The organism is Bradyrhizobium sp. A11, assembly GCF_042077125.1.
Taxonomy (GTDB): domain Bacteria; phylum Pseudomonadota; class Alphaproteobacteria; order Rhizobiales; family Xanthobacteraceae; genus Bradyrhizobium; species Bradyrhizobium japonicum_B.
Window position 1 is genome coordinate 3010317 of record NZ_CP149509.1, and the last position, 22593, is coordinate 3032909.

Here is a 22593-nt window from a genome sequence, read left to right on the forward strand (position 1 = left end):
TTCTAGCGCTCCCCGGACGCCGCCAAATCGGGCGTCATTGTAGGCGTTTCGCGCGTCCCGTCACGGCGGAACAGCACGTAGAGCGCCGGCAGCACCAGCAGCGTCAGGATGGTCGAGGAGATGATGCCGCCGATCACCACGGTCGCGAGCGGCCGCTGCACCTCGGCGCCGGCGCCGGTGGCGAGCGCCATCGGCACGAAGCCGAGCGAGGCGACGAGGGCCGTCATCAGCACCGGCCGCAGCCGCGTCAGCGCGCCTTCGCGAACAGCCTCGATAACGGATCGTCCCTCGCTGCGCAGCCGCTCGATGAAGGCGATGATGACGAGGCCGTTGAGCACGGCAACGCCCGACAGCGCGATGAAGCCGACGCCGGCGCTGATGGACAAGGGGATGTCGCGCAGCAACAGCGCCGCAACGCCGCCGGTCAGCGCCAGCGGCACGCCGGAGAACACCAGCGCGGCGTCGGCCGCCGATCCCATGCTCATGAACAGCAGCAGGAACACCATCAGCAGCGCCACCGGCACCACGATGGTCAGCCGCTTGGTCGCCGAGACCAGCTGCTCGAACTGGCCGCCCCAGCCGATGAAGTAACCCGGCGGCAGCTTGACCTTCTCGGCCACCGCCGCCTCGGCCTCGGCCACGAAGGAACCGAGGTCGCGCGCGCGGACATTGGCGGTGACGACGATCCGTCTCTTGCCGTTCTCGCGGCTGATCTGGTTGGGCCCGGGCGTCGCATCGACGGTGGCGACCGACGACAGCGGCACGTAGCGCATCTGGGCGAGGGGAGAGGCGGCCAATGTCGTTCGAATGGCCGGGCCGGAGCCGGCGTCCTCGCCGGGCGGCAGCGGAATCGGGATCGCCCGGATCGCCTCGAGATTGCCGCGCAAATGCTCGGGCAGGCGGACCACGATGTCGAAACGGCGGTCGCCCTCGAACAGCTTGCCCGCGGACTTGCCGCCGACGGCGATCTCGACAATGCCCTGCACCTCGGCGACGCTGAGGCCGTAGCGGGCGAGCGCCTGGCGGTCGAGGCGGACGGTGAGGATCGGCAGGCCCGCGACCTGTTCGATCTTGACGTCGCTGGCGCCTCGGATGCCGCGGATCGCGGCCTCGACCTGCTTTGCGGCACCTTGCAGGATGTCGAGGTCGTCGCCGAAAATCTTGACGCCGACATCGCTGCGCACGCCGGAGGTCAGCTCGTTGACCCGGAACTGGATCGGCTGGGAAAGTTCATAGGCGCTGCCGGGAATGTCGTCCGCGGCATGATCGATGGCCTCGACCACCTCTGATTTCGGCTTGTCCGGGTCGGGCCATTCGCTGCGCGGCTTGAGCATGATGTAGCCGTCGGTCTGCGCCGGCGACATCGGATCGGTCGCGATCTCGGCGGTGCCGATGCGGGTGAAGAACTCCTTCACCTCCGGAATCTGCGTGACGCGCTTTTCCAGCGCCTTCTGCAGATCCAGCGATTGCGTCAGGCTGGTGCCGGGAATTCGGATCGAGGCAAGCGCCACGTCGCCTTCGTCCAGGCTCGGAATGAACTCGCCGCCCATCCGCGAAGCGGCGATCCCGCTGGCGATGACGATGAGCCCGGCCATGATGGCGACGGCCGCGCGGTTGTCGATGGCCCAGCGGAGCAGGGGGAGATAGCCGCGCTTGGCCATCCGCATGAACAGGTTTTCGTGCTCGGACACCTTGCCGGTGACGAAGATCGCCACCGCCGCCGGCACGAAAGTGACGGAGAACAGCACGGCGGCGCTGAGCGCCATCAGCACGGTCAGCGCCATCGGCGTGAACATCTTGCCCTCGACGCCGGTCAGCGTCAGCACGGGCAGATAGACCACCGCGATGATCAGCGTTCCGAACAGGCTCGGCTTGATGACTTCGCTCGACCCGCGCAGGATCGCGCGCAGCCGCTCAGTGGTCGTGAGCAGGCCGCCTTTCTCGCGTTGGGCCGCAGCCAGCATGCGCAGGCAATTCTCGACGATGATCACGGCGCCGTCGACGATGATGCCGAAATCGATCGCGCCCAGGCTCATCAGATTGGCGCTGACCTTGGTCTCGACCATGCCGGTGATCGTCATCGCCATCGACAGCGGGATGACGCAGGCCACGACGAGCGCCGCGCGGATGTTGCCGAGGATCAGGAACAGCACCGCCACCACCAGCGCCGCGCCCTCCAGCAGGTTGTTCCTGACGGTGCGGATGGTGGCTTCGACGAGGTCGGTGCGATCGTAGACGGTGCGCGTCACGACGCCTTCGGGCAGCGACTTGGCGATGTCCTCGAGCCGGGCTGCGACGCGGCGCGCCACCGTGCGGCTGTTCTCGCCGATCAGCAGCATGGCGGTGCCGAGCACGGTTTCCTCGCCGTCGCGTGTCGCAGCGCCGGTGCGCAGATCGCGGCCCTCGGTGACGGTCGCGACGTCCCTGATCCTGACGGGATTGCCGCCGCGCGAGCCGATCACGACGTCCTGGATCTCGGCGATGTTGCCGACCTGGCCCGGCGAGCGCACCAGATATTGCTCGCCGTTGCGCTCGATATAGCCGGCGCCGACATTGGCGTTGTTGGCGGCCAGCGCCGTCATCACGTCGCGGAAGCCGAGCCGGTAGGCCATCAGCTTGCCGGGATCAGGCAGCACGTGGAATTGCCGTTCGAAGCCGCCGATGGTGTTGATCTCGATCACGCCGGGCACGTTGCGGAGCTGCGGCTTGATGATCCAGTCCTGCACGGTGCGCAAATCGGTGAGCGAATAATCGTGGCCGCCTTGCGTCTTCGCGCCGGTCTTGTCGTCCCTTTTGGCTTCGACTGTGTACATGAAGATTTCGCCGAGCCCGGTCGAGACCGGGCCCATCGCGACCTCGACGCCAACAGGCAGCTGGTCCTTCACCTGCTGGATTCGTTCGCCGACGAGCTGGCGGGCGAAGAAGATGTCGGTGCCGTCCTTGAAGACGACCGTCACCTGGCTGAGGCCGTAGCGCGACAGCGAGCGGGTGTAGTCGAGTTTCGGCAGCCCTCCCATCGCGGTCTCGACCGGGAAGGTGATGCGTTGCTCGGTCTCGAGCGGCGAATAGCCGGGCGCGCGGGTGTTGATCTGGACCTGAACGTTGGTGACGTCGGGGACGGCGTCGATCGGCAGGCGCTGGAAGTTCCAGGCCCCGAAAGCGACGGCGCCGAGCGCGAGCAGGAGGACCAGCCAGCGCTGGGCAAGCGAGGCTGCGATGAGGCGCTCAATCATGCTCGGCCTCGCCCTTGCCCATCTCCGCTTTCACGACGAAGCTGTTCTCTGCGACGTAGTGCTCGCCGGCCGCGAGCCCGGCCTTGATCTCGACGAATCTCGGATCGGAATCCCCTGTTTCGACCGGGCGGGCCTCGATCTTGTCGCCATCCTCGCGCACGAACACGATGGTCCGGCCTTCCAGCGTCTGGATCGCGCTCCGGCGCACGGCGACCGCGACGTTGCGCGCGGCGAGGATCAGCCGCGCCGTGACGAACAGGCCGGGACGCAGGCGTCCGTCCGGGTTTTGCAGCACCACGCGTGCCAATGCGGTCTGGGTCTCGCTCGAGCCGATCGGCGCCATGTAGGAGATCGTGCCCTTGATCTCGCCGCGGCCGTCGTCGGGATCGATCAGCACCTCGTCGTTGAGGCGGACGCGCCGGAGGTCCTGCCGGTAGATCGACAGGTCGACCCAGATGGTGGAGAGGTCGGCGACGACGAAAGCGGGCTTCTGCTCGGAGGCGTATTCGCCGAGCGAGATCTGCCGCTCGATGACGGTTCCGGCCATCGGCGCCTTCAGCTCGTAGACGGTGAGGCTCTGGTTGCTCTCGATCGCGGCCAGCAGGTCGTCCTTGGCGACCTTGTCGCCGATGCGCTTCAGGATCGATTTGGCGAGGCCCGGAAAGCGCGGCGTCACCTGCACCACGGCTTCCTGGTTCGCGCGCAGGATGCCGTTGAAGGCGAGCGTGTCGGTCAGCGTCGCGCTCGCGGCTTCCGCCAGCGCGACGCCGGCCGCCGCCAGCTTGACGTCGGAGATGCGGATGCGGTCGGCGCCGTGCTCGTCCTGCTCGACATGGTCGTTCGGCTTCTTGTGTTCGGAATGCTCGGCATGCTCAGTGTGCGCGACCTTGGCCGGCGCGAGCAGGGAGTAACTGTAAGCGCCGAGCGCGGCGGCAACGAGTGCGACGAGAACGGTGGAGGACATCTTCATCGTGCGCTCTCCCGCGCCAGCGTAAAGGGATTGCCGACGAGGCCTTCGATGGTCGCCACCCCTGCATGGAAATTCTGCAGCGCCTCCTGCTCGCGCAGCCGCGCCTGGGTGACGCTGGCCTGGGCGTCGAGCACCTCGAGCAGGGTGAAGCGGCCCTGGCCGTAGCCTTGCGAGATCGCCTCGGACGCCTCAACCGCCTTGGGAATGGCGATCTCGCGCAGCACCGCGAGCTCGCGCAGCGAGCCCTGCAGCGAGTCGTAGGCGCGTCCGGCAATCACGATCAGCGTGTTGCGGTTGGCCTCGCGCTCGGCCTTGGTCTTGGCAAGGCTCTCCTGCGCCGAGAGGATGTTGCCCTGGTTGCGGTCGAACACGGGAATGGGCACCGAAAGTGTGAAGCGCACGGCATCGTCATTGGTTTCGTTGAAATGACGCCAGCCGGCCGCGATCCGCACGTCCGGATAGGGCTTGAGCCGCGCCAGCAGGAGCTCGGCGTTGCGCTGGGCAAAGACCGCGGTCCAGCGCACCAGCTGCGGATTGGCGTCGATGGCGGCGACGACGGATTGGAACGTCGGCGGCTTGCCCATGGTGTCGAGCCGGCCGGAGACCTCGCCGAATTGCGTGGCGGGATCGCCCATCAGCACCGCAAGCTCGCGCCGGGCGCTGGCCAGCGTCGCCTTGAAGCGTTCGCGGTCGGCCTTCACCAGGGCGGAGGCGACCTCGGCGCGGCCGGTCTCGGCCGGTGAAGAGGCCCCGGCCTCGACGCGGCGGCGCAGGAGCGGGGTCAGCCGGTCGATGGCGGCAATCTGCTCGTCCAGGATCTGGATGCGGCGCTGCGCGCCGAGTACGCTGAGGAAGGCGATCGCGGTTTCCGACAGCACCTCGAGCCTGACGGCCTTGCGCTGGATCGCCGCGACTTCGACACCGGCCGCTCCGGCCGCGATCCGCGCGTCGCGCTTGCCGAACAGCTCGAAGGCCTGGCTGATCTGCAGCGTGGTCTCGGCCGAACGCGTCCCGCGATATTTGCCGGAGCCGAGTGAATCGTCCTGCTCGTAGGACAGCTCCGGATTGAGCAGCGCGCCGGCCTGGATGCGCTGGCCGGTGGCGATGCCGACGTCGCGCTCCGCCGCCGTCAGCCGCGGGCTCGCGGCCAGCGCGCGCGACAGTGCACTGCGCATCGTCAAAGTCTGGGCCTGCGCCGGTGGCGCAAGCGCCCCTCCGGCAATCAGGCACGCTGCTGCGCACGCCAGGCGCGCAGCCGTTCCCCTGCGAAACATGAAACCGACCTGTGAAGGATGAACTCAATAGGCGCGGAACGCCCGACCAATCCGTTCAGGCAATGTGTTTGGGAGGCGGAGAATCGGTATCGGGGATAATGCCGGCGAGCCGGGAGGCGTGTTGCGGGCGCGTTGCCGGCGCAGGCGCGACCAATGCCGCCGATGGCACCGGCTGGGTGACCGTCAGCGAGAAGCAGCCATGACAATGATGTCCGGCGATGGCCCTGTCGTCGCCATGGTCCGAGGGGCCGTCCAGGACCGCGGCGATCTCCGAGCCGCCGCCGGGCGTGGTGACGTCGATATCGTGCGAGCCGTGCAGCGCGCCCGCGAGCAGATAGATCACCGCGATCAGCACGGACAGCACTCCGCGCCAATGGCGCGGGCGGCAGGTTCCTGAGGGCTGGCGGTTGGCGAGCACGACGTCACTCTCGTTACGGTCAGCGCCCGGCCTAGCATGGCGGCCGGAACAGTGTCGACCCGCAACATTGTTACGTCCCTGGAACAATTGCCGCAGCGGCGCGTCCGTCGTGATCGCCTGTTACTGCGGGCGATGATGCGGCGATGCGAGGCCAGGGTTTCGATGAGGGGTGTGCGGTTCGCCTCCGGAGCGTGGCTGCCCTTGTCGGCCTCCACGGTAATCGTGGCGCGACAACTGGCCTCCATTGCCCGTTCCAGCCACTTGATGGCCTTGTCAATCCATTGGTCGTGGTGCTCGGGATCGGCAAGGGCCTTCTCCCGGAATGCGTCCGCCTGATGCAGGCACGCCGTTCTGCGGTCCACGCGCCTCTCCCGATCTACAGGCTCCGCCCCGATCGCATCTTTGATGATCCCAAGGCCGGCGTCGTTAACATAGGACAGGAGGCGGCGGTCGCAGACACGGAAAGGCCCCAGCCGGACTCGCCGACTGAGGCCTTGTGCTCACAATCTTCATCCTCGGGACTCCATCCCTCAACCCGCATCTCGCCCATTCGTTCCGCCGATCTGTCTAATTTGGAACGTTCCTCATACGCCGCGATTAGCGGTCAGAAGAAACTGAGGAGGACGGACAATGGACGGACTGATTTATCTGATCGGCTTGATCGTCGTCATCATGGCGATCCTGTCGTTCTTCGGCCTGCGCTGAGAGCGCCGCGATGACGGTCGAAACGCTCATGCGGGAAGAAATCATCGAAGGCGGCCTGGAGGGCGAAGCTCCCCGAACCATCCAGTGGAGCTCGGTGTTCGCGGGCGCTCTCGCCGCCGGCGCAATGTCGTTCATCCTGGTCGGATTTGGTGTCGCGGTCGGCTTGGGGGTCAGTTCGGCCTCGCCGACCTGGCGCGACGCATCGGCCGCGCTGGCGCTGCTCTCCGGGCTCTATTTGATCATCCAGGCAATCGTCAGCTTCGGCTTCGGCGGCTACATCGCGGGCCGGACGACCCGGCCGGCGCCTGCGCTGGCAACGATCGAGGATGATGGCGAGCGGCGGGACGGCCTGCACGGGCTCACCGCCTGGGCCCTGGCCGTGCTGGCCGGCGCGGCTCTGCTGGCGCTTCTCGGCGCTGCTGCGCTCGACCGTTCGCCGATGCGAAGCTCTGCCAGCAATGTGTCCGCAGCCGAGCCTCTGCTCAGCTATGAGCTAGACAAGCTGTTCCGCGCCCCCCGCCGCGCGCCGAACATCGATCTGAGGGAGGCGCGTGCTGAAGCTGGCCGCATTCTGATGACGTCGTCCAGCCATAGCGGCGTCAGCACCGATGACCGGACCTACTTGATACAACAGGTTGCTGGTCTGACGGGGCTGCAGGCCCCCGACGCCGAGCGGCGCGTCGATGCGCTGATCGCGGACTCGAGGACGGCGATCAACCGTGCGCGGCGCAACTCGATCATCGTCGCATTCTCGGTCGCAGCCGCGACCCTGATCGGCGCTGCGGTGGCCTGGGCTGCAGCGGTCGCCGGCGGACGGCACCGCGATGGAGAGCCGTTGCCGAACTGGATGGCGAGCTCAAATCGCTTCCATCGCAATCCACGCGCGATGCCGGTGCCGTAAGCTCGAAAACCAATGGCCGGGCGGCAGCCCGGCCATGACGGACGCCGTCGAGAAGCCTCAGGCCTTCTCCTCCCAGATCATCGCGAGATGGACGATGGTCTGCACCGCCTTTTCCATATCCTGCCGGCTGACCCATTCGAGCCGGGAGTGAAAGGCGTGCTCGCCGGCAAAGATGTTGGGGCAGGGCAGGCCCATGAAGGACAGGCGCGAGCCGTCGGTGCCGCCGCGGATCGCGGTGCGCATCGGACGAAGTCCGGCGCGGCGGATCGCCTCGATCGCGTATTCGAGCACGTGCGGGTGACGGTCGATCACCTGCTTCATGTTGCGGTACTGCTCCTTCACCTCGAACTTGTAGGTCGAGCGCGGATAGTCCTTCATCACGTCCTTGACGATGGTCTCGAGCAGGTCCTCCTTCTCCTTCAGCCCTTCCTCGGTGAAGTCGCGGACGATGAAGGACAGCGTCGCCTGCTCCAGCGCGCCCTCGATGCCGATCGGATGCAGAAAGCCCTGCTTGCCCGAGGTCGTCTCCGGCGAGCAGCCTTCGCGAGGCAGCCGCTCGACGATGGCGGCCGCGATCTTGATGGCGTGCTCCATCTTGCCCTTGGCGTAGCCGGGATGAGCGCTGACGCCGTTGATGGTGATGGTGGCGCCGTCGGCCGAGAAGGTCTCGTCCTCTACGCAGCCCGCGCTTTCGCCGTCCATGGTGTAGCCGAAATCGGCGCCGAGCTTCTTCAGGTCGACATTGTCGACCCCGCGGCCGATCTCTTCGTCCGGCGTGAACAGGATCTTGATGGTGCCGTGCTTCACCTCGGGATTGTTGATGAAGAAATGCGCGGCATCCATGATCTCGGCGACGCCGGCCTTGTTGTCGGCGCCCAATAGCGTCGTGCCGTCGGTGGTGATGATGTCGTTGCCGATCTGGTTCTTCAGCGCCGGATGCTCATTGAAGCGGATCACCTGGCTGGGGTCGCCGGGCAGGGTGATGTCGCCGCCGCGATAGTTCTTCCAGATCTGCGGCTTGACGTCCTTGCCGGTCACGTCGGGCGAGGTGTCCATATGCGAGCAGAAGCAGATCACCGGCACCTTCTTGTCGGTGTTGGCCGGGATGGTGCCGTAGACATAGCCGTAATCGTCGAGATGCGCGTCCGCGACGCCCATGGCCTTCAGCTCGGCAGCGAGAACGCGGCCGAGATCCTTCTGCTTCTCGGTCGAGGGCGAGCGGGGGGATGCTGGATCGGACTGGGTGTCGATGGTGACGTAGCGCAGGAAGCGTTCGGTCACGGTGTGCGAAAAGGTGAGGGAGGACATTTCTGGTCAAACCACCGGGGTCAGGGGATGACAGGCGGTATACCAGAAAGCGGGCCGCGTCGCGGCTGGATCGAGATGAGATCAGGCCTAACGAAACCTTGCCTCAGATCGCCTCTTTCAGTTCCTTGACCGGACGGAAGGTGACCTTCTTGCTGGCCTTGATGTGGATCGCCTCGCCGGTTGAGGGGTTACGGCCGGTGCGGGCGGCGCGCTTGCGGACCTGGAGGATGCCGAGCCCGACGATGCGGACACGGTCGCCCTTCCGCAGGTGCTTGGCGATCAGGTCGACCATGTCGGTCAGGACCGCCTCGGCGTGCTTTTTCGAGAGGTCCTGGCTCTCGGCGATATCGGCGGCGAGGTGCTTGAGCGTGATCGTGGCGGCGCCGGCGGCCTTCTTGGCCGCATCCTTCTTCGCCGCATCCTTCTTAGCCAAATCCTTCTTGGACATGTCTGGCCTCCTCGATTCCTGGCGACCATGAGGCGCGAGCCCGGGAACCGCACAAGTCACGGAAGCCGTAGACGATTCGGGCCCGAATTGACTACGTCGCGCGCGTGGAGGGGGCAGCCGCGCGACGCGATCGTGACGAGACGGGAGTATTCCGGCTTTGGGTGCCAACGTCCTTGACTTCACCCGGGCCCGCCTTTAATTCCCCCCTCGTTCCGCGCGGACACATACGCGTCACGCGGGAGTAGCTCAGTTGGTTAGAGCGCCGGCCTGTCACGCCGGAGGTCGCGGGTTCGAGCCCCGTCTCTCGCGCCATTTTTGGCAAACAAATCAAGCAGTTGTTTCTTTCAGAGCTCCAGCCGCGTCTGGGGCTGTTTCGCCGCTCTGGCCGCCATCCCGCCGGATTTCGCCTATCGCGCTTTGGGCTCGACATGAGCCAGGATGCGCCGGGCGTCCGCGCTGCCGGCCTGCGCCGCCTTGGCCAGAAGCCGTCTGGCCTGGCTTAGGTCGCGCGGGCCGCCGATCCCATTGGCGTAGCATCGGGCGAGATTGACCATGGCTTCGAGGTCGCCCATCGCGGCGCTCTTCTGGTAGAAGGCCCGAGCCGATTTCAGGTTCTGCCTGGTCCCCAGTCCTTTCTCGGCAAGCTCGCCCATCCTGTTGAGGGCGGTCGCATCGTCGAGCTCGGCGGCCCGCTGGTACAAGGCATAGGCTCGTGCAGGGTCGCTCGCCGTGCCGATTCCGCGCTCCTGTTGCAGGCCGAGGCTGACGAGCGCCGGCGCAATCTTCTTCTCGGCGGCCATCTCGTAGTAGAAGCGAGCGCGGGCGGGATCTTTCTCGACGCCGTTGCCGCTCTCGTACATCAGTCCGAGCTCGTAGAGCGCCCGCGCGTTGCCGAGTTCGGATGCCGCCTTGTAGCTCGCCATCGCCCCGGCATAGTCGCGCGCGGCGTGCAGTGAGCGCCCGAGCTGATAGTGCAGCCGGTCCGCTCCCGGAGACAGCTTGACCGCATCCGAGCACGCCGCAACCGCTGCGACCGCGATCGGGTTCTCTCGCGCCTCGTCCTGGTCGGCGCCGATCGCCCTCGCTTCCGCGAGGCCAGCAACGGAATTGTCGCAGCGCTGCAGGACGGCGGGGTCACCGTGCGCGACCTGCTTCACGGGATTGAGATAGATCCTCTCCTTGGAGAGCTGGCCATACATGTACGGCGTCTGCTTGCGCCGCGTTGCCAGCCGGACGTCGTCGCGAACGTTGCGAAACATGAAGTTGATCTCGAGGTCGGCTTGCGGCAGGTATTTGAGCAGCGCAGCAGCAAAAGGGCTGTTGCGGCCTTCGCCTTCTTCCGCCGTCCGACCCGGCTCCGCCGGAAAGAACATCAGCGTGTTGCGGATCGGTGCTCGTGCGGCCGAGGCAACGGAAACGCCGTTGCGGCGGCCATCCGGCGTGGCAGGAAACGGGTTCTCCCGCAGGGCATCCAGGATCACCAGGCCCAGCCGGCGGGCCCGCGCCGCGGCGGCCGTCACCGCAGCCAAGGGAACGGTCTCCGCGATCGCGGACTGAGGCGTCGCCAGATGCGCATCGACAGGGATCAGGTAACCGCCGACACCCGCAGCTGCGCTGTATCCGGCAAAATAGAAGATCGCGATGTCCGCGCCGGCGGACTTTTCGGTGAAGGCGCCAAGTCCCGCGCGCAGATCGCCGATGGTCGCGTCCTTGCGCAGATCGACGTCGAAGCCGAGGCCGACGAGAGCTGCGGCAATGTCCTCGGCGTCGTTGACGGGAGTGCCGAGCCGCGGCGCATGCGCGTAGCTCGCGTTTCCAACGACCAGGGCGATGCGGCTGCTGGAGGCATCTGCTTCGGCGTCGAAGAGGAGCCCGATGGCGATGAACAGGGCCAGCCAGCGCACGATCAAGTCGCGTCCCTCAGTCGATGTCGGAATGGGGTTGCCGCCCGATCCAGTCGCGATAGGTCAGGAAATCGAGGCCGAGCAGACCATAGTCAACGCGCAGGAACCCGTCCACTCCCGATGACACCGCTGCGGGAGCCAGCCGTGCGACCTCCTGCGCCATCACGCCGACATAGAACGTCGCATCGCCCTTGTATCTGTAGCGATAGAGGTTGAGACCGCCGGCCGTCCGGCCGAGAGCCGTGATGTCCTGCTTGAGCCGGACGTCGGACGGAATGGTGACACGGCTTGCCGCATTCGAGGCCACCGCAGACGCGGCTCTGCCGGCCGCGCTCGACGCGGCACTCGACGCCGAGCGGCCGGCGGCGTTCGACGCGGCGCGGCTGGCTGCATTTGATGCGGCCTGCGATGCCGCGCGGCTGGCGGCGCTGGATGCGGCGTTGCTGACCGCCGTCGAAACGGCATTGCTGACGACGTTGCCGACCACATTGCTGACGACGCCGCTGACCACGTTGCCGACATTCTGATTTACGCGGGCAACGACGCGCCGATATTCGCGATTGCGAACCTTTTCCTGTTCCGACCGGGTATAGGCGGAAACCAGGAGCCCGCGCCTGCGCGCCTCGGCCACCGCGTTGGCCATGCATCCCCTGGGATTGCCCTTGGACCGGCACAGCTGGAATTGCAGCTGGACGTAGTCGGGGTATGTCTTGATGGATCTGACGCAAGCCGCGGCATCGCCGTCGAAGCAGGCGTTCACGTCGCCGTCCTGGGCTGATCGCAGCATCAGTTCGGTGGAATTGACGGGGCGCAATGCGAGGTCGCTGCCCGGCGGCAGCCGGTTGTGGCGCGAGCTCGGGTAGCGCTCGGCAAACCGGCCGACCACGCTCTTGTCGCGCGACTCCTTCAGAACGTCCCATGCCTTCTCGATCGCCTCCGAATTGCCGGCGGTCGTTGCGGCCGATGCGAGCTGATAGCTCGCGGGCGGCGGCGCGGGCATGTCGATCTGGCCGCCGGCCTGGCCCGGCTTCGCCGACTTCTCGAGCGCGGCCAGCGTAACCCGCGCGCTCTCGACATGCTCGCCGAACGGATAGAGATCCAGATAGGCACGGTAGGCCGCGGGCGACTTCTGTCGCTCGACGACGGTCCAGGCGTTGGCTTCGGCGGTCTGCAACTGCGCAATGCGCTGATCGATTGCGGCGGCATGGGGGCTCGCCGGGAATTGCTGGACGAAACGACGCAAGGTCGCGATCTCGTTGGTCGAGCGGACGAATTCCCAGGCGAGCTGTTCGGCATCGGCTCCGCCATCGCCGTGTGCCACGGCGGCTTCGCCGTAGAGATAGATGTCGTCCTTCGGAAGCGTCCCATAGATCGCGGGCTCCTGCGTCCCGGTCTCTTTCCAGACCTCGTCGTGCACGATCCGGAAGAGATAGTTGATCTCGAGCTGCGGCGTTTCGACATGACGCAGCAGCGAGCCGGAGTAGGGGCTGTTGCGCCCGGCGCCGTCGCTCGCGGTCGTGCCGGCAGCGGCCGCGAAGGCAACGAGCACGTTGTCGCTGACCTCGACAGGGGCGAGGCCGCGCGCGCCGGCCGCGAGCGGCGTCGGGGCACCGGACGGGCCGGATGCCGCCTTGGGCGGCCGCGGCGACAGCGCGCGCCCCGCAGCGGCAACCTTGGTCGTTTCGAATGGATCATTGCGGCAGGCGTCGAGAACCACGAGGCCGATAGTCTTCGGCATCACCGAGATGTCGATCAGGGTCTCGAGATTGATCGCCTCGGCATAGACGTCGATCTCGGACTTGATCTCGGCATCGACCGGGATCAGCCAGTTCTTGCCGTCCAACTCGACGCCGTGGCCGGCGAAGAAGATCACCGCCTTGTCGGCCGTCTTCGCCGCGTTGCCGAATTCGATGAGGGCCTGCCGGAAGCGGTTGTAGTCGAGGTCGGCGAGGTGCCTGACGGAGTAGCCGAGCCGGCCCAGCGAGGCCGCCATGTCCGCGGCGTCGTTGGCGGGGTTGATGAGTTTGGGGACCTTGCGATAGTCGCTGTTGCCGACGACGAGCGCGATCCTATCGCCAGCGGCGGCCTGCAGTTTCGTCGAAACCAGGATCGACAGCGCGACGCAGCCGAGAACGGCGAACCGGCGCGCCAGACTCTGCAACTTGAAGACGGGACGCGCGCTTGCGAGAACGAAGATCCCGAAATGACCAGGCATCAGTGGAAACTCAGAAAATGAAAAATCGAACAAACGGACTTGGCCGGCTTGTTGGTGGATTCTACATCATGGGATGCGGGATGACGACATCAAAGGCCTCGGTGTTCAGCGCTTCGTGAACCGGGTCCGGGACGCCTCGACCAAAAAGCTGCCCGTCGCGAGCGGTGAAACCAACCGTGCTGCGCTGTGTTGAGGGCGAGCAGGGCGGCTCAAGCCGGCGACATGTTCGGAGACTCCGATGATCAGGACCGTCAATTTCGCCCGTGCGCCGATGCTCGCCCTTCCGCTGTTCGTCGCTTTGTGCGGCGTGGCCCGCTGTAATGATCCGGCCGAGTCGTCGCGCGACACGATCATCCAGAACGTTCGTGAGGACGTGCGGCGACACATCCGGTCACGGGAAGCAGGCAAGGCCACGAAACGTCCGGAACAGAGCCAAGCGGCAACGCAGGCTCGCGCCACGAAGAAGCGAAACCGTGCGGGGGCGGAGTAGACGGAGATCGGCGCGCCCCCGTGGCCCGGGAAAGTGTTGCAAATGAGTATCAGGTGGGCGCGCTTGATGCATCCGCCCCCACAATTCAGCCAATCGGGTGAAGACGCGGCGGGCAGTCTGCCCATAAAACTCTGCACCAGAAGCTTGCGGGATTTTTCTCTCGCCAAGGCTCGGGCTGAACCAGCAGGGGGCTGATCGAATACCATGAGGGCAGGAGTTCTCCGCCGCGGCTTTGCCGTTGCCGTACCTTTTTTGCTTAGTTCTTCGTTTGCGATGGGGCCGGCCTCGGCACAGGAGGTCAATGTTCCGCAGCAAGTCATCAACAACACCGTCCAGAACATCATCCAGACCGTTCGCGATCAGATTCAGAAGCGCAGGGTCGTTGCGCCTCCGGGAATGCTGCGCTTCAGCGGAGAGGAGGCGGATTTCGACCGCCGCGACCCCTTCGCGTCCAGAGGAGTCAGCAATCCGTTCGGCGCGCTGGCCTACGCCAAGGCTCCTTACGTCAAGGCTCCGGCCCTTGCGGCGCCGCCCCCCGCCGCGTGGCTTTACGGCGCGAACTTGGTCGGCAGCGGCGACAGGGCGCAGGCGTCCGGGGTCGAAGTCAGCGTCGCCACGATGACCGGCGCGGTCGATGTGACCAGGATCGGCATCTTCACCGCAACCGACGCGCTGACCTTCATTGCGACCGGCTCTCATTCGTGGGCGCACACCTTCACGACGGGCGGAGTGACGACCGATGGCTCAATTCCATCGACCTCCGGCACCCTCTCTTATCTCAACGGTGGTTTTTCGACCGACTTCACGGCGCTCGCGAGCTGGACGCGCAACACGTCCAACGTGGCCCTTGTTGCGCCCGCGGACGGCAGCAGCATGGCCTATACCTGGAACGGCCAATATCGGTTCGACTTCCCGTACACGGTGTGGATCGAGCCCACCGTCGGGTTGACCTATTCGGAAAGCTATACCGCCAATTTCGGCACCAAGGCGGGCGATTCAACCGAATTTCACGGTGGCATGCGCGTCGGATTCGAGGCGGACTTGCTGGGCTTTAAGATCCAGCCGTCGATCTCGGGTCAGTACTACAGGATCGTGGATGCGAGCGGCACCGGCGCCGTCGGAGGTGCGGTCCCCGTTGCGGCCGGCGTGATCGGTACCAATGGCCTTCGCGGTTCCGCAAAGGTCAACGTGCTCTGGACGCCGCAGCTGTCGTCCTACCTCGAAGTTCATGGCAGCAGCATCACCGTGCCGAACCCGCTTCTGCCTGGCGTTGGCGGACTCGGAACCTCGATCGCCGGTACTCAGGCCGGCCTTCGCTATACCTGGTAGGGTGATCTCCAAGACGGATGCCCGCCGTAGCCAAACGGAAAGGCCGCCCGAGGGCGGCCATTTGGTACCAAATCGGACCTTTTTTGGTTGTTAGCGGATCGCCGACGTCCCGGCGCTGGTCACCACCACGGGCTTGCCGGCCTTGATCACCTGGCTGGACTGGGCGGTCTGGCTGTAATCGGCATTGGTGCGGGCCGCGATCCCGAAGCCGGCCACCATGATGCCGGCAACCAGCGCCACCACCACGATCTTCAGGTGGGTCGCACGATCAGCAGAGTGAATTGAGTGGTTCATCTGAGCCTCCCGACGGGCTTTGCCGCCGTCTAGGGCTCTTGTCTTAAGGACCATCTGTTTCCGGATGGTTTCGCGGGTTTCGCAAAATGGTTTCATCTTGCCGCCCAGCTGGTTTCGTCGCTCGGCAGCCCGAAGCCGGGCCGGCTGGTCGCGTCCGGCTCCCGGCGACGTGCCAGGGGCTTCCGCTGACTGGCATATGAATCGGTTAATCCGAAGCATTGCCCGCGCTGATCTCGCGGCAATCTTTGCAGAGTTGCATCGGTTCTAAGAGTCCTTCTAAGAAGCTTTCAATTAGGGAATTTGCGCGCCCTCCCATAAGCGTGACGTCCGAGCGCATGCCGTCCGGGACAGGCGGCATGTCGCAGCGAACATGCAGCTTTGGGGTGGCGCGTTGAACAGTCTTGGAATGCTGCGGTCGGCCGTGCTGGCGACCGCATCCGCTTTGGTGTTGATGCCGCAGGCATCGCTTGCTCAATCTTCCGCGCAGAGTGGGGCACAGAATTTGCCGGCGGTGACCGTCACCGCGCCGGAAGCGCGTCGCCGCGCAGCCACAACTCCTCAGCGCCGTTTGCCGCGGGCGTCCGAACAGGTCGCCACTCGAAACAGACCGCAGCAACCGCAGCGCAATGTCGGCTTCGTCGAGACGCCGCACGGTCCGGTGAACGGCTACGTCGCCGGGCGCAGCTCGTCCGGCACCAAGACCAACACGCCGATCATCGAGACGCCGCAATCGGTGTCGGTGATCGGCGCCGAGCAGATCCGTGACCAGAAGCCGAACAAGCTGGACGAGGTGCTGCGCTACACCGCCGGCGTGCGGGCAGGCACTTTCGGGACCGACACCCGCAACGATTGGTGGCTGATCCGCGGCTTCAAGTCCGAGGATATTGGCCTGTTCCTCGACGGCATGCAGCTGTTCTACACCTCCTATGCGAGCTGGAAGCTGCAGCCGTTCAACATGGAGCGGGTCGAGGTGCTGCGCGGTCCGTCGGCGGTGCTGTACGGCGGATCGAGCCCGAGCGGCATCGTCAACGTCATCAGCAAGATGCCGCCGGCCGAGCCGATCCGCTACGTCGAGACCGGCGTCAACAATTTCGGCAACGCCTATGTCGGCTTCGATTTCGGCGGACCGGTCACGGTCGCGCCCGAGAACGGCAAGCTGTTCTATCGCGTCGTTGGCCAGGTCCAGAACGGTGGTACCCAGGTCAACTTCACGCCCGACAACAATTACTTCATCGCACCGTCGTTTACGTGGAAGCCGGACGCCGACACCACCTTCACGGTGCTGGCCTCGGCCTCGAAGCAGGATACCCGCGGTATAAACTTCCTACCCTATCAGGGCACGGTGACCTCCGCACCCTTCGGCAAGATACCCACCAGCTTCTTCGTCGGCGACCCCACCGTCGACAAGTTCACGCGCGAGCAGGAGATGCTGGGCTATCGGTTCGAGCGCCACCTCACCGACGACCTGACGTTCCGTCAGAACGCTCGCTTTGCGCATGTCGACATTAGCTATCGCGGCTACGTCGGCAATGATTGGGCCAACATCAATACGGCTACGCTCAATCGCTACAATTGGTATGCGAAGAACACAGCCAATCAGGCCAATCTCGACAACCAGCTCGAGTATCGCTTCAACACCGGTCCGGTCCGACACACGATGCTGTTCGGTGTTGACCTGAAAGGCTATCAGATCGACGACTACCAGGCCTTCGGGTTCGGTGTGCCCTCGATCAACGTCTTCAATCCGGCCTATGGGGCAGCCGAGGTTTCCTTGCCGAGCGCGCCGTTCCGTAACTTCCTCATCACGCAGAAGCAGGCCGGCACCTATCTCCAGGACCAGATGAAGCTCGGCAATTTCACCCTGGTGCTGAGCGGCCGCAACGACTGGGTCGAGACGACACAGGAAGCCCGTGACACCGGCGGTTTGGTCAGCAGCCGCGACGACAGCAGGTTCAGCGGACGCGCCGGGCTGATCTACAATTTCGACAACGGCATCGCGCCCTACGTCTCCTATTCGACGAGCTACAATCCGATCATCGGGCTCAACGCGTCGAACCAGCTGTTCCTGCCGGAGACCGGCAAGCAGGCCGAAATCGGCGTGAAGGTCGCGCCGGTGGGATTCGACGGCTATTTCACGGTCTCGGCTTTCGATCTGGTCCGTCAGAATGTCGCGACCACATTGCCGGGCAGCGTCCCGATTCTGCAAAATCAGACCGGCGAGGTGACCTCGCGCGGCATCGAGCTTGAAGCGGTCGCCAATGCCACCAAGGAGCTGAAATTCATCGGCTCCTTCACGTCCTACAATCTCTTTGTGAGCAAGGATCTCGATCCGACGCTGATCGGCAAGACGCCGACCAACACGCCCGAACTTCTGGTCTCGGGCTGGGCCGACTACACATTCCGGGACGGACCGCTCGCAGGGTTCGGCTTCGGCGGTGGCGTGCGCTACATCGGCGCGTCCTGGGCGGATACAGCCAACACCCTCGAGGTTCCCGCGGTCGTGCTCGGCGATCTCGCGCTCCACTACGAATGGCAGAACTGGCGTACCGCGCTGAACGTGATCAACCTGACCGACAAGATCTACGTCGCGAGCTGCGCGTCGGCCGCGTCATGCTTCTATGGCGATCGCCGGCGCGTGACCGCCAGCGTGTCCTACAAATGGTGAGGAGGGGCGAGGGGCGATATCGGTCGGGCCGGCCTGATCTCGACGGTCCTTCCGTACCTGTTTGGACTGTCGCCACGCTTCCCTCAGGAGATAGATGAGCTCCCGGGCTATGCCTCCGGCCCGAAGCTCATCCGAGCGCGGCACGCGCGACGGCCCTCCACGTCGCCGTCGCCGCGCTCGCGGCGGGGCCCCGGCCAGCACCGTCCCTGCCGCGATGCATGGCTTGTCTGATGGCCTGCGCCTGTGGATAGGTGTCCTTGCTCCGGCTTGACCTGGACCTGTCTTGGCTCGTGGCTGCGACAATCCCCGGGCCCTCGGGCGTTGAAGCCCGATAAGGCCAGCCAAGATGTCACCGGCGGGGGGCAGGGCGAAGGTTCCTGAAGTGGGTCCCATCCCGGGTTGCCTGTGCTGCCGCAGCCGAAAAGCCGGTATTTTTCTCGGGCGATCGACGGCAAGACGCTGACATGGCCCGCGCGCCGCAATCTCCGCGCTGCTCCCCTGCAAAACCGGCGGCTGCCCTTGCTGGGCCCTGCGATCTGCTCCATACCAGCGCGGGGTGATTCCGGGATTTTCACCGTTCTGGCAGCGGCAAAGGGCCTAAAAAGAGCGTGTCTTGCGCCCATTGGTGCACTGCGCTAAGGCTCAGAATAATTCCAAATCGGACGAATCCGTGGCTGTCCCGAGGCTGCGGGAAAAAGGGCTCGCCAATGAGCGGCATTCTGCAGAACTATCTTCCACTCGTCGTCTTTATAGGAGTAGCGGGCCTGATCGGCCTCGTGCTGCTGATCGCGCCGTTCATCGTTGCGTTTCAGCAGCCGGATCCGGAAAAGCTGTCGGCGTATGAGTGCGGCTTCAACGCCTTCGACGACGCGCGCATGAAGTTCGACGTCCGCTTCTACCTGGTCGCCATTCTCTTCATCATCTTCGACCTCGAGGTGGCGTTCCTGTTTCCCTGGGCGGTGGCGTTCGGCAAGCTTGGCGCGACCGGCTTCTGGTCCATGGTGGTGTTCCTTGCCGTGCTGACGGTCGGGTTCGCCTATGAATGGAAGAAGGGAGCACTGGAATGGGATTGACCCCTGCAGCGTCCACGGGCCCGGTTCTAGCGCCGGCCCCCAAGGGCATCCTGGACCCGTCGACCGGCAAGCCGGTCGGGGCCAATGATCCGTTCTTCCTCGAGGTCAATTCCGAGCTGTCGGACAAGGGCTTCTTCGTCGCCGCGACCGACGACCTCATCACCTGGGCGCGCACCGGCTCGCTGATGTGGATGACCTTCGGTCTCGCCTGCTGCGCGGTCGAGATGATGCAGGTGTCGATGCCGCGCTACGACGTCGAGCGCTTCGGCTTCGCGCCGCGCGCCTCGCCGCGCCAGTCCGACGTGATGATCGTCGCAGGGACCTTGACCAACAAGATGGCGCCGGCGCTGCGCAAGGTCTACGACCAGATGCCTGAGCCGCGCTACGTCATCTCGATGGGCTCCTGCGCCAATGGCGGCGGCTATTATCACTATTCCTACTCGGTCGTGCGCGGCTGCGACCGCATCGTGCCGATCGACATCTACGTGCCGGGCTGCCCGCCCACGGCGGAAGCGCTGCTCTACGGCGTGCTGCTGCTGCAGAAGAAGATCCGGCGTACCGGCACCATCGAACGCTAAGGTTTTACGTCATGGACGACGCCAAGCTCGACGCCCTGGGGCAGACGATCGTTAGCGCGCTTCCGGGCGCCGCCACCGGTCATTCGGTCGCCTTCAACCAGCTCACGGTCGAGGTCGAGGCCAGCAGGATCGTCGAGGTGGTCAAGTACCTCCGCGACGACCCCGGCTGCCGCTTCGTCAACTTCACCGACATCACGGCCGCCGACTATCCGTCGCGCGAAAAGCGCTTCGACGTGATCTATCACTTCCTGTCACCGACCCTGAACGCACGGATCCGGCTCAAGGCCCAGGCCGACGAGACCACCCAGGTGCCGTCGCTGATCGACGTCTTCCCCGGCGCCGACTGGTTCGAGCGCGAGGCCTATGACCTCTACGGCGTGTTCTTCGTCGGCCATCCCGACATGCGCCGCATCCTCACCGATTACGGCTTCGAGGGGCATCCGCTGCGCAAGGACTTCCCGACCACCGGTTTCGTCGAGGTCCGCTACGACGACCAGGAGAAGCGGGTGGTGTACGAGCCCGTGCGTCTGAACCAGGAATTCCGCAAGTTTGATTTCTTGTCGCCTTGGGAGGGTGCGGATTACCCCCTGCCTGGCGATGAGAAAGCAGGACCGAAGGCCTGATCATGAACGAGCAACCTGAACAGCTTCGCAACTTTACCATCAACTTCGGACCGCAACATCCGGCGGCGCACGGCGTGCTGCGCCTTGTGCTCGAATTGGACGGCGAAGTCGTCGCGCGCGTCGATCCCCATATCGGCCTGCTTCACCGCGGCACCGAAAAGTTGATCGAGCAGAAGACCTATCTGCAGGCGATCCCGTACTTCGACCGGCTCGACTACGTCGCGCCGATGAACCAGGAGCACGCCTTCTGCCTCGCGGCCGAAAAGCTGCTGGGCATCGAGGTGCCGCGCCGCGGCCAGCTGATCCGCGTGCTCTATTGCGAGATCGGCCGCATTCTCTCTCACCTTCTCAACGTCACCACGCAGGCGATGGACGTCGGCGCGCTGACCCCGCCGCTGTGGGGCTTCGAGGAGCGCGAGAAGCTGATGGTGTTCTACGAGCGCGCCTCGGGCAGCCGTATGCACGCAGCTTACTTCCGCGTCGGCGGCGTGCATCAGGATCTGCCGCAGAAGCTGGTCGACGACATCGAGGCCTGGTGCGATCCGTTCCTGAAGGTCGTCGACGACCTCGACCGCCTGCTCACCGCCAACCGCATCTTCAAGCAGCGCAATGTCGACATCGGCGTGGTGCCGCTGAAGGAAGCCTGGGAGTGGGGCTTCTCCGGCGTGATGGTGCGCGGCTCGGGCGCGGCCTGGGACCTGCGCAAGTCGCAGCCCTATGAATGCTACGCCGAGATGGATTTCGACATTCCGATCGGCAAGAACGGCGATTGCTACGACCGCTATCTGATCCGCATGGAAGAGATGCGCCAGTCCGTGCGCATCATGAAGCAGTGCATCCAGAAGCTGAACGCGCCTGACGGCAAGGGCCCGGTCGTCGTCGAGGACAACAAGGTCGCGCCGCCGCGGCGCGGCGAGATGAAGCGCTCGATGGAAGCGCTGATCCATCACTTCAAGCTCTACACCGAGGGCGTGCACGTGCCGGCCGGCGAAGTCTACGCCGCGGTCGAGGCGCCCAAGGGCGAGTTCGGCGTCTATCTGATCTCCGACGGCACCAACAAGCCGTACAAGTGCAAGATCCGCGCGCCGGGCTTCGCCCATCTACAGGCCATGGACCACATCTGCCGCGGCCATCTGCTCGCCGACGTCTCCGCGATCCTCGGCTCGCTCGACATCGTGTTCGGAGAGGTCGATCGTTGATGGGGCAACAAGCGCCGATCCAGTTCGACCGTGCCTCGGGGGCCCTGGAAGGGGCCAACCTGTGGGAGCGGACGGCTGCCTTGGCGCTGGTGACGGGATCGAAGATCTCTTCGCACTTCTCGCACATGGGCTACATCGCCTGCGCGAACTTGCTGCGCAAGACGCTGCCCGAGCGCAACATCGCGATCAGGCTCAACCCCGACGCCGTGTTCGAATTCCCCTACGGCGACGGCTATTGGAGCAAGCTGCTCAACCGCTCCTACAATTACGAGGATGAGCTCGAGCTCTTGTTCGCCGATAGCATCGACGTCGACTACACCTTGCTCGATTGCGGCGCCAATTACGGCTACTGGTCGGTGCTGGTCTCGAGCAAGCCGTTCGGCGCGCACAAGGCGATCGCGATCGAGCCGTCGGGGCAGAACTACCCGAAGCTCGTCAACAACGCCCGCGTCAACGGCAATCGCTTCGAGACGATGAAATGCGCGATTGGTGCCGTCCGCGGCACCGCGCGGCTGTCCGGCACCAAGCACGAGGCCTTCAGCATCGCCGGCGATCCCTCGGCGGGCGGTGAGGAGGTGCCGGTCATCTCGCTCGACGATCTGATCGAGGACGGCAAGGTCGCGGCATCTGGCAAGTACCTGATCAAGCTCGACGTCGAGGGCGTCGAGATCGAGGCCATCAAGGGCGGCGCCCGGCTGCTCCAGGCCGACAGCGTCATCATGTGCGAGGAGCACGGCAGCGACCGCAATCACTCCGTGTCGCGCTACATCCTCGAACAGACCCCGCTGAAGCTGATCGTGTTCGATCCGCGCAGCAGACGGATGGAGACCGTGACCGAGCTGTCGATCCTCGACCGCATCAAGGTCTCGACTCACGTCGGCTACAACGTTTTCGGCACCGCAAGCGCATTCTGGCAGGACCGGATCGAAGCCCTGAATGCGAAGACCGCGCGCCGTATGCAGTGAG

19 protein-coding genes and 1 tRNA gene are annotated in these 22593 nt (G+C 65.1%); 10 read left to right on the plus strand and 10 right to left on the minus strand.

The window, feature by feature from the left end; genetic code table 11:
- Positions 1–2 precede the first annotated feature (2 nt).
- Genes WI560_RS13885 through WI560_RS13905 form a run of 5 tightly spaced genes read right to left on the minus strand, consistent with a single transcriptional unit; the run spans position 3 to position 6257 of the window.
- Positions 3–3233 (minus strand): efflux RND transporter permease subunit, encoded by a 3231-nt coding sequence (locus WI560_RS13885; RefSeq protein WP_375308444.1) that lies wholly within the window; start codon positions 3231–3233, stop codon positions 3–5.
- Positions 3226–4203: a divalent metal ion exporter adaptor subunit IhpB gene (gene ihpB, locus WI560_RS13890; protein WP_375308445.1), complete on the minus strand. Its 978-nt coding sequence runs from the start codon at positions 4201–4203 to the stop codon at positions 3226–3228. Before ihpB ends, WI560_RS13885 begins: the two co-directional genes overlap by 8 nt.
- The gene (gene ihpA, locus WI560_RS13895; protein ID WP_375308446.1) at positions 4200–5477 is read right to left on the minus strand and encodes a divalent metal ion exporter subunit IhpA; all 1278 of its coding nucleotides are present in this window, start codon (positions 5475–5477) and stop codon (positions 4200–4202) included. The genes ihpB and ihpA overlap by 4 nt, the downstream gene beginning before the upstream one ends.
- A gap of 55 nt (positions 5478–5532) precedes the next feature.
- Positions 5533–5895, minus strand: coding sequence for a hypothetical protein (locus WI560_RS13900; protein WP_375308447.1), 363 nt, complete (start codon positions 5893–5895; stop codon positions 5533–5535).
- Positions 5826–6257 carry a hypothetical protein gene (locus WI560_RS13905; RefSeq protein WP_375308980.1) on the minus strand — a complete coding sequence of 144 codons (432 nt, stop codon included), beginning with the start codon at positions 6255–6257 and terminating at the stop codon, positions 5826–5828. The genes WI560_RS13900 and WI560_RS13905 overlap by 70 nt, the downstream gene beginning before the upstream one ends.
- 353 nt (positions 6258–6610) lie before the next feature.
- Here WI560_RS13905 and WI560_RS13910 point away from each other — a divergent pair, with 353 nt between their 5' ends.
- Positions 6611–7501 carry a hypothetical protein gene (locus tag WI560_RS13910; protein ID WP_375308448.1) on the plus strand — a complete coding sequence of 297 codons (891 nt, stop codon included), beginning with the start codon at positions 6611–6613 and terminating at the stop codon, positions 7499–7501.
- Positions 7502–7558: 57 nt separating this feature from the next.
- On the opposite strand, the gene pepT is transcribed toward WI560_RS13910, so the two are convergent.
- Together pepT and WI560_RS13920 are read right to left on the minus strand one after the other, a co-directional pair.
- Positions 7559–8809 (minus strand): peptidase T, encoded by a 1251-nt coding sequence (pepT, locus tag WI560_RS13915; protein ID WP_375308449.1) that lies wholly within the window; start codon positions 8807–8809, stop codon positions 7559–7561.
- 103 nt (positions 8810–8912) lie between these two features.
- The gene (locus WI560_RS13920) at positions 8913–9257 is read right to left on the minus strand and encodes an HU family DNA-binding protein (protein ID WP_375308450.1); all 345 of its coding nucleotides are present in this window, start codon (positions 9255–9257) and stop codon (positions 8913–8915) included.
- A gap of 235 nt (positions 9258–9492) precedes the next feature.
- Between WI560_RS13920 and WI560_RS13925 the strand changes: the two genes are divergently transcribed.
- Positions 9493–9569 (plus strand) — tRNA-Asp (locus WI560_RS13925).
- A 95-nt stretch (positions 9570–9664) separates the two neighbouring features.
- On the opposite strand, the gene WI560_RS13930 is transcribed toward WI560_RS13925, so the two are convergent.
- Positions 9665–11161 (minus strand): caspase family protein, encoded by a 1497-nt coding sequence (locus WI560_RS13930; protein WP_375308836.1) that lies wholly within the window; start codon positions 11159–11161, stop codon positions 9665–9667.
- A 16-nt stretch (positions 11162–11177) separates the two neighbouring features.
- The gene (locus WI560_RS13935; RefSeq protein ID WP_375308451.1) at positions 11178–13376 is read right to left on the minus strand and encodes a caspase family protein; all 2199 of its coding nucleotides are present in this window, start codon (positions 13374–13376) and stop codon (positions 11178–11180) included.
- Between the two features lie 238 nt (positions 13377–13614).
- Here WI560_RS13935 and WI560_RS13940 point away from each other — a divergent pair, with 238 nt between their 5' ends.
- Positions 13615–13866, plus strand: a complete 252-nt coding sequence (locus WI560_RS13940; RefSeq protein ID WP_375308452.1) for a hypothetical protein — start codon at positions 13615–13617, stop codon at positions 13864–13866.
- Positions 13867–14070: 204 nt separating this feature from the next.
- Positions 14071–15195: a hypothetical protein gene (locus WI560_RS13945; RefSeq protein WP_375308453.1), complete on the plus strand. Its 1125-nt coding sequence runs from the start codon at positions 14071–14073 to the stop codon at positions 15193–15195.
- Positions 15196–15285: 90 nt separating this feature from the next.
- Here the strand turns inward: WI560_RS13945 and WI560_RS13950 are convergent, their stop codons facing one another.
- The gene (locus tag WI560_RS13950; RefSeq protein WP_028136062.1) at positions 15286–15489 is read right to left on the minus strand and encodes a hypothetical protein; all 204 of its coding nucleotides are present in this window, start codon (positions 15487–15489) and stop codon (positions 15286–15288) included.
- Between the two features lie 406 nt (positions 15490–15895).
- Here WI560_RS13950 and WI560_RS13955 point away from each other — a divergent pair, with 406 nt between their 5' ends.
- From WI560_RS13955 to WI560_RS13980, 6 genes are all read left to right on the plus strand, one after another.
- Positions 15896–18154, plus strand: a complete 2259-nt coding sequence (locus WI560_RS13955; RefSeq protein ID WP_375308454.1) for a TonB-dependent siderophore receptor — start codon at positions 15896–15898, stop codon at positions 18152–18154.
- Between the two features lie 707 nt (positions 18155–18861).
- On the plus strand, positions 18862–19227 hold the full coding sequence (locus WI560_RS13960; RefSeq protein ID WP_008136158.1) for an NADH-quinone oxidoreductase subunit A: 366 nt from the start codon (positions 18862–18864) through the stop codon (positions 19225–19227).
- Positions 19218–19805, plus strand: a complete 588-nt coding sequence (locus tag WI560_RS13965) for a NuoB/complex I 20 kDa subunit family protein (RefSeq protein WP_375308455.1) — start codon at positions 19218–19220, stop codon at positions 19803–19805. Before WI560_RS13960 ends, WI560_RS13965 begins: the two co-directional genes overlap by 10 nt.
- 11 nt (positions 19806–19816) lie before the next feature.
- The gene (locus WI560_RS13970; protein WP_028136065.1) at positions 19817–20428 is read left to right on the plus strand and encodes an NADH-quinone oxidoreductase subunit C; all 612 of its coding nucleotides are present in this window, start codon (positions 19817–19819) and stop codon (positions 20426–20428) included.
- A 2-nt stretch (positions 20429–20430) separates the two neighbouring features.
- Positions 20431–21627, plus strand: a complete 1197-nt coding sequence (locus WI560_RS13975) for an NADH-quinone oxidoreductase subunit D (RefSeq protein WP_028136066.1) — start codon at positions 20431–20433, stop codon at positions 21625–21627.
- On the plus strand, positions 21627–22592 hold the full coding sequence (locus tag WI560_RS13980; RefSeq protein ID WP_375308456.1) for an FkbM family methyltransferase: 966 nt from the start codon (positions 21627–21629) through the stop codon (positions 22590–22592). The genes WI560_RS13975 and WI560_RS13980 overlap by 1 nt, the downstream gene beginning before the upstream one ends.
- Position 22593: the final 1 nt, after the last annotated feature.

Excerpts from the sequence above, each read along its gene's own strand:
- WI560_RS13910 (WP_375308448.1), top strand. The coding sequence starts at position 6,611 with ATGACGGTCGAAACGCTCATGCGGGAAGAAATCATCGAAGGCGGCCTG.
- WI560_RS13920 (WP_375308450.1), bottom strand. The coding sequence starts at position 9,257 with ATGTCCAAGAAGGATTTGGCTAAGAAGGATGCGGCGAAGAAGGATGCG.
- WI560_RS13950 (WP_028136062.1), bottom strand. The coding sequence starts at position 15,489 with ATGAACCACTCAATTCACTCTGCTGATCGTGCGACCCACCTGAAGATC.
- WI560_RS13980 (WP_375308456.1), top strand. The coding sequence starts at position 21,627 with ATGGGGCAACAAGCGCCGATCCAGTTCGACCGTGCCTCGGGGGCCCTG.
- ihpB (WP_375308445.1), bottom strand. The coding sequence starts at position 4,203 with ATGAAGATGTCCTCCACCGTTCTCGTCGCACTCGTTGCCGCCGCGCTC.
- WI560_RS13970 (WP_028136065.1), top strand. The coding sequence starts at position 19,817 with ATGGACGACGCCAAGCTCGACGCCCTGGGGCAGACGATCGTTAGCGCG.
- pepT (WP_375308449.1), bottom strand. The coding sequence starts at position 8,809 with ATGTCCTCCCTCACCTTTTCGCACACCGTGACCGAACGCTTCCTGCGC.
- ihpA (WP_375308446.1), bottom strand. The coding sequence starts at position 5,477 with ATGTTTCGCAGGGGAACGGCTGCGCGCCTGGCGTGCGCAGCAGCGTGC.
- WI560_RS13940 (WP_375308452.1), top strand. The coding sequence starts at position 13,615 with ATGATCAGGACCGTCAATTTCGCCCGTGCGCCGATGCTCGCCCTTCCG.
- WI560_RS13945 (WP_375308453.1), top strand. The coding sequence starts at position 14,071 with ATGAGGGCAGGAGTTCTCCGCCGCGGCTTTGCCGTTGCCGTACCTTTT.
- WI560_RS13975 (WP_028136066.1), top strand. The coding sequence starts at position 20,431 with ATGAACGAGCAACCTGAACAGCTTCGCAACTTTACCATCAACTTCGGA.
- WI560_RS13965 (WP_375308455.1), top strand. The coding sequence starts at position 19,218 with ATGGGATTGACCCCTGCAGCGTCCACGGGCCCGGTTCTAGCGCCGGCC.
- WI560_RS13885 (WP_375308444.1), bottom strand. The coding sequence starts at position 3,233 with ATGATTGAGCGCCTCATCGCAGCCTCGCTTGCCCAGCGCTGGCTGGTC.
- WI560_RS13960 (WP_008136158.1), top strand. The coding sequence starts at position 18,862 with ATGAGCGGCATTCTGCAGAACTATCTTCCACTCGTCGTCTTTATAGGA.
- WI560_RS13955 (WP_375308454.1), top strand. The coding sequence starts at position 15,896 with ATGCTGCGGTCGGCCGTGCTGGCGACCGCATCCGCTTTGGTGTTGATG.
- WI560_RS13935 (WP_375308451.1), bottom strand. The coding sequence starts at position 13,376 with ATGCCTGGTCATTTCGGGATCTTCGTTCTCGCAAGCGCGCGTCCCGTC.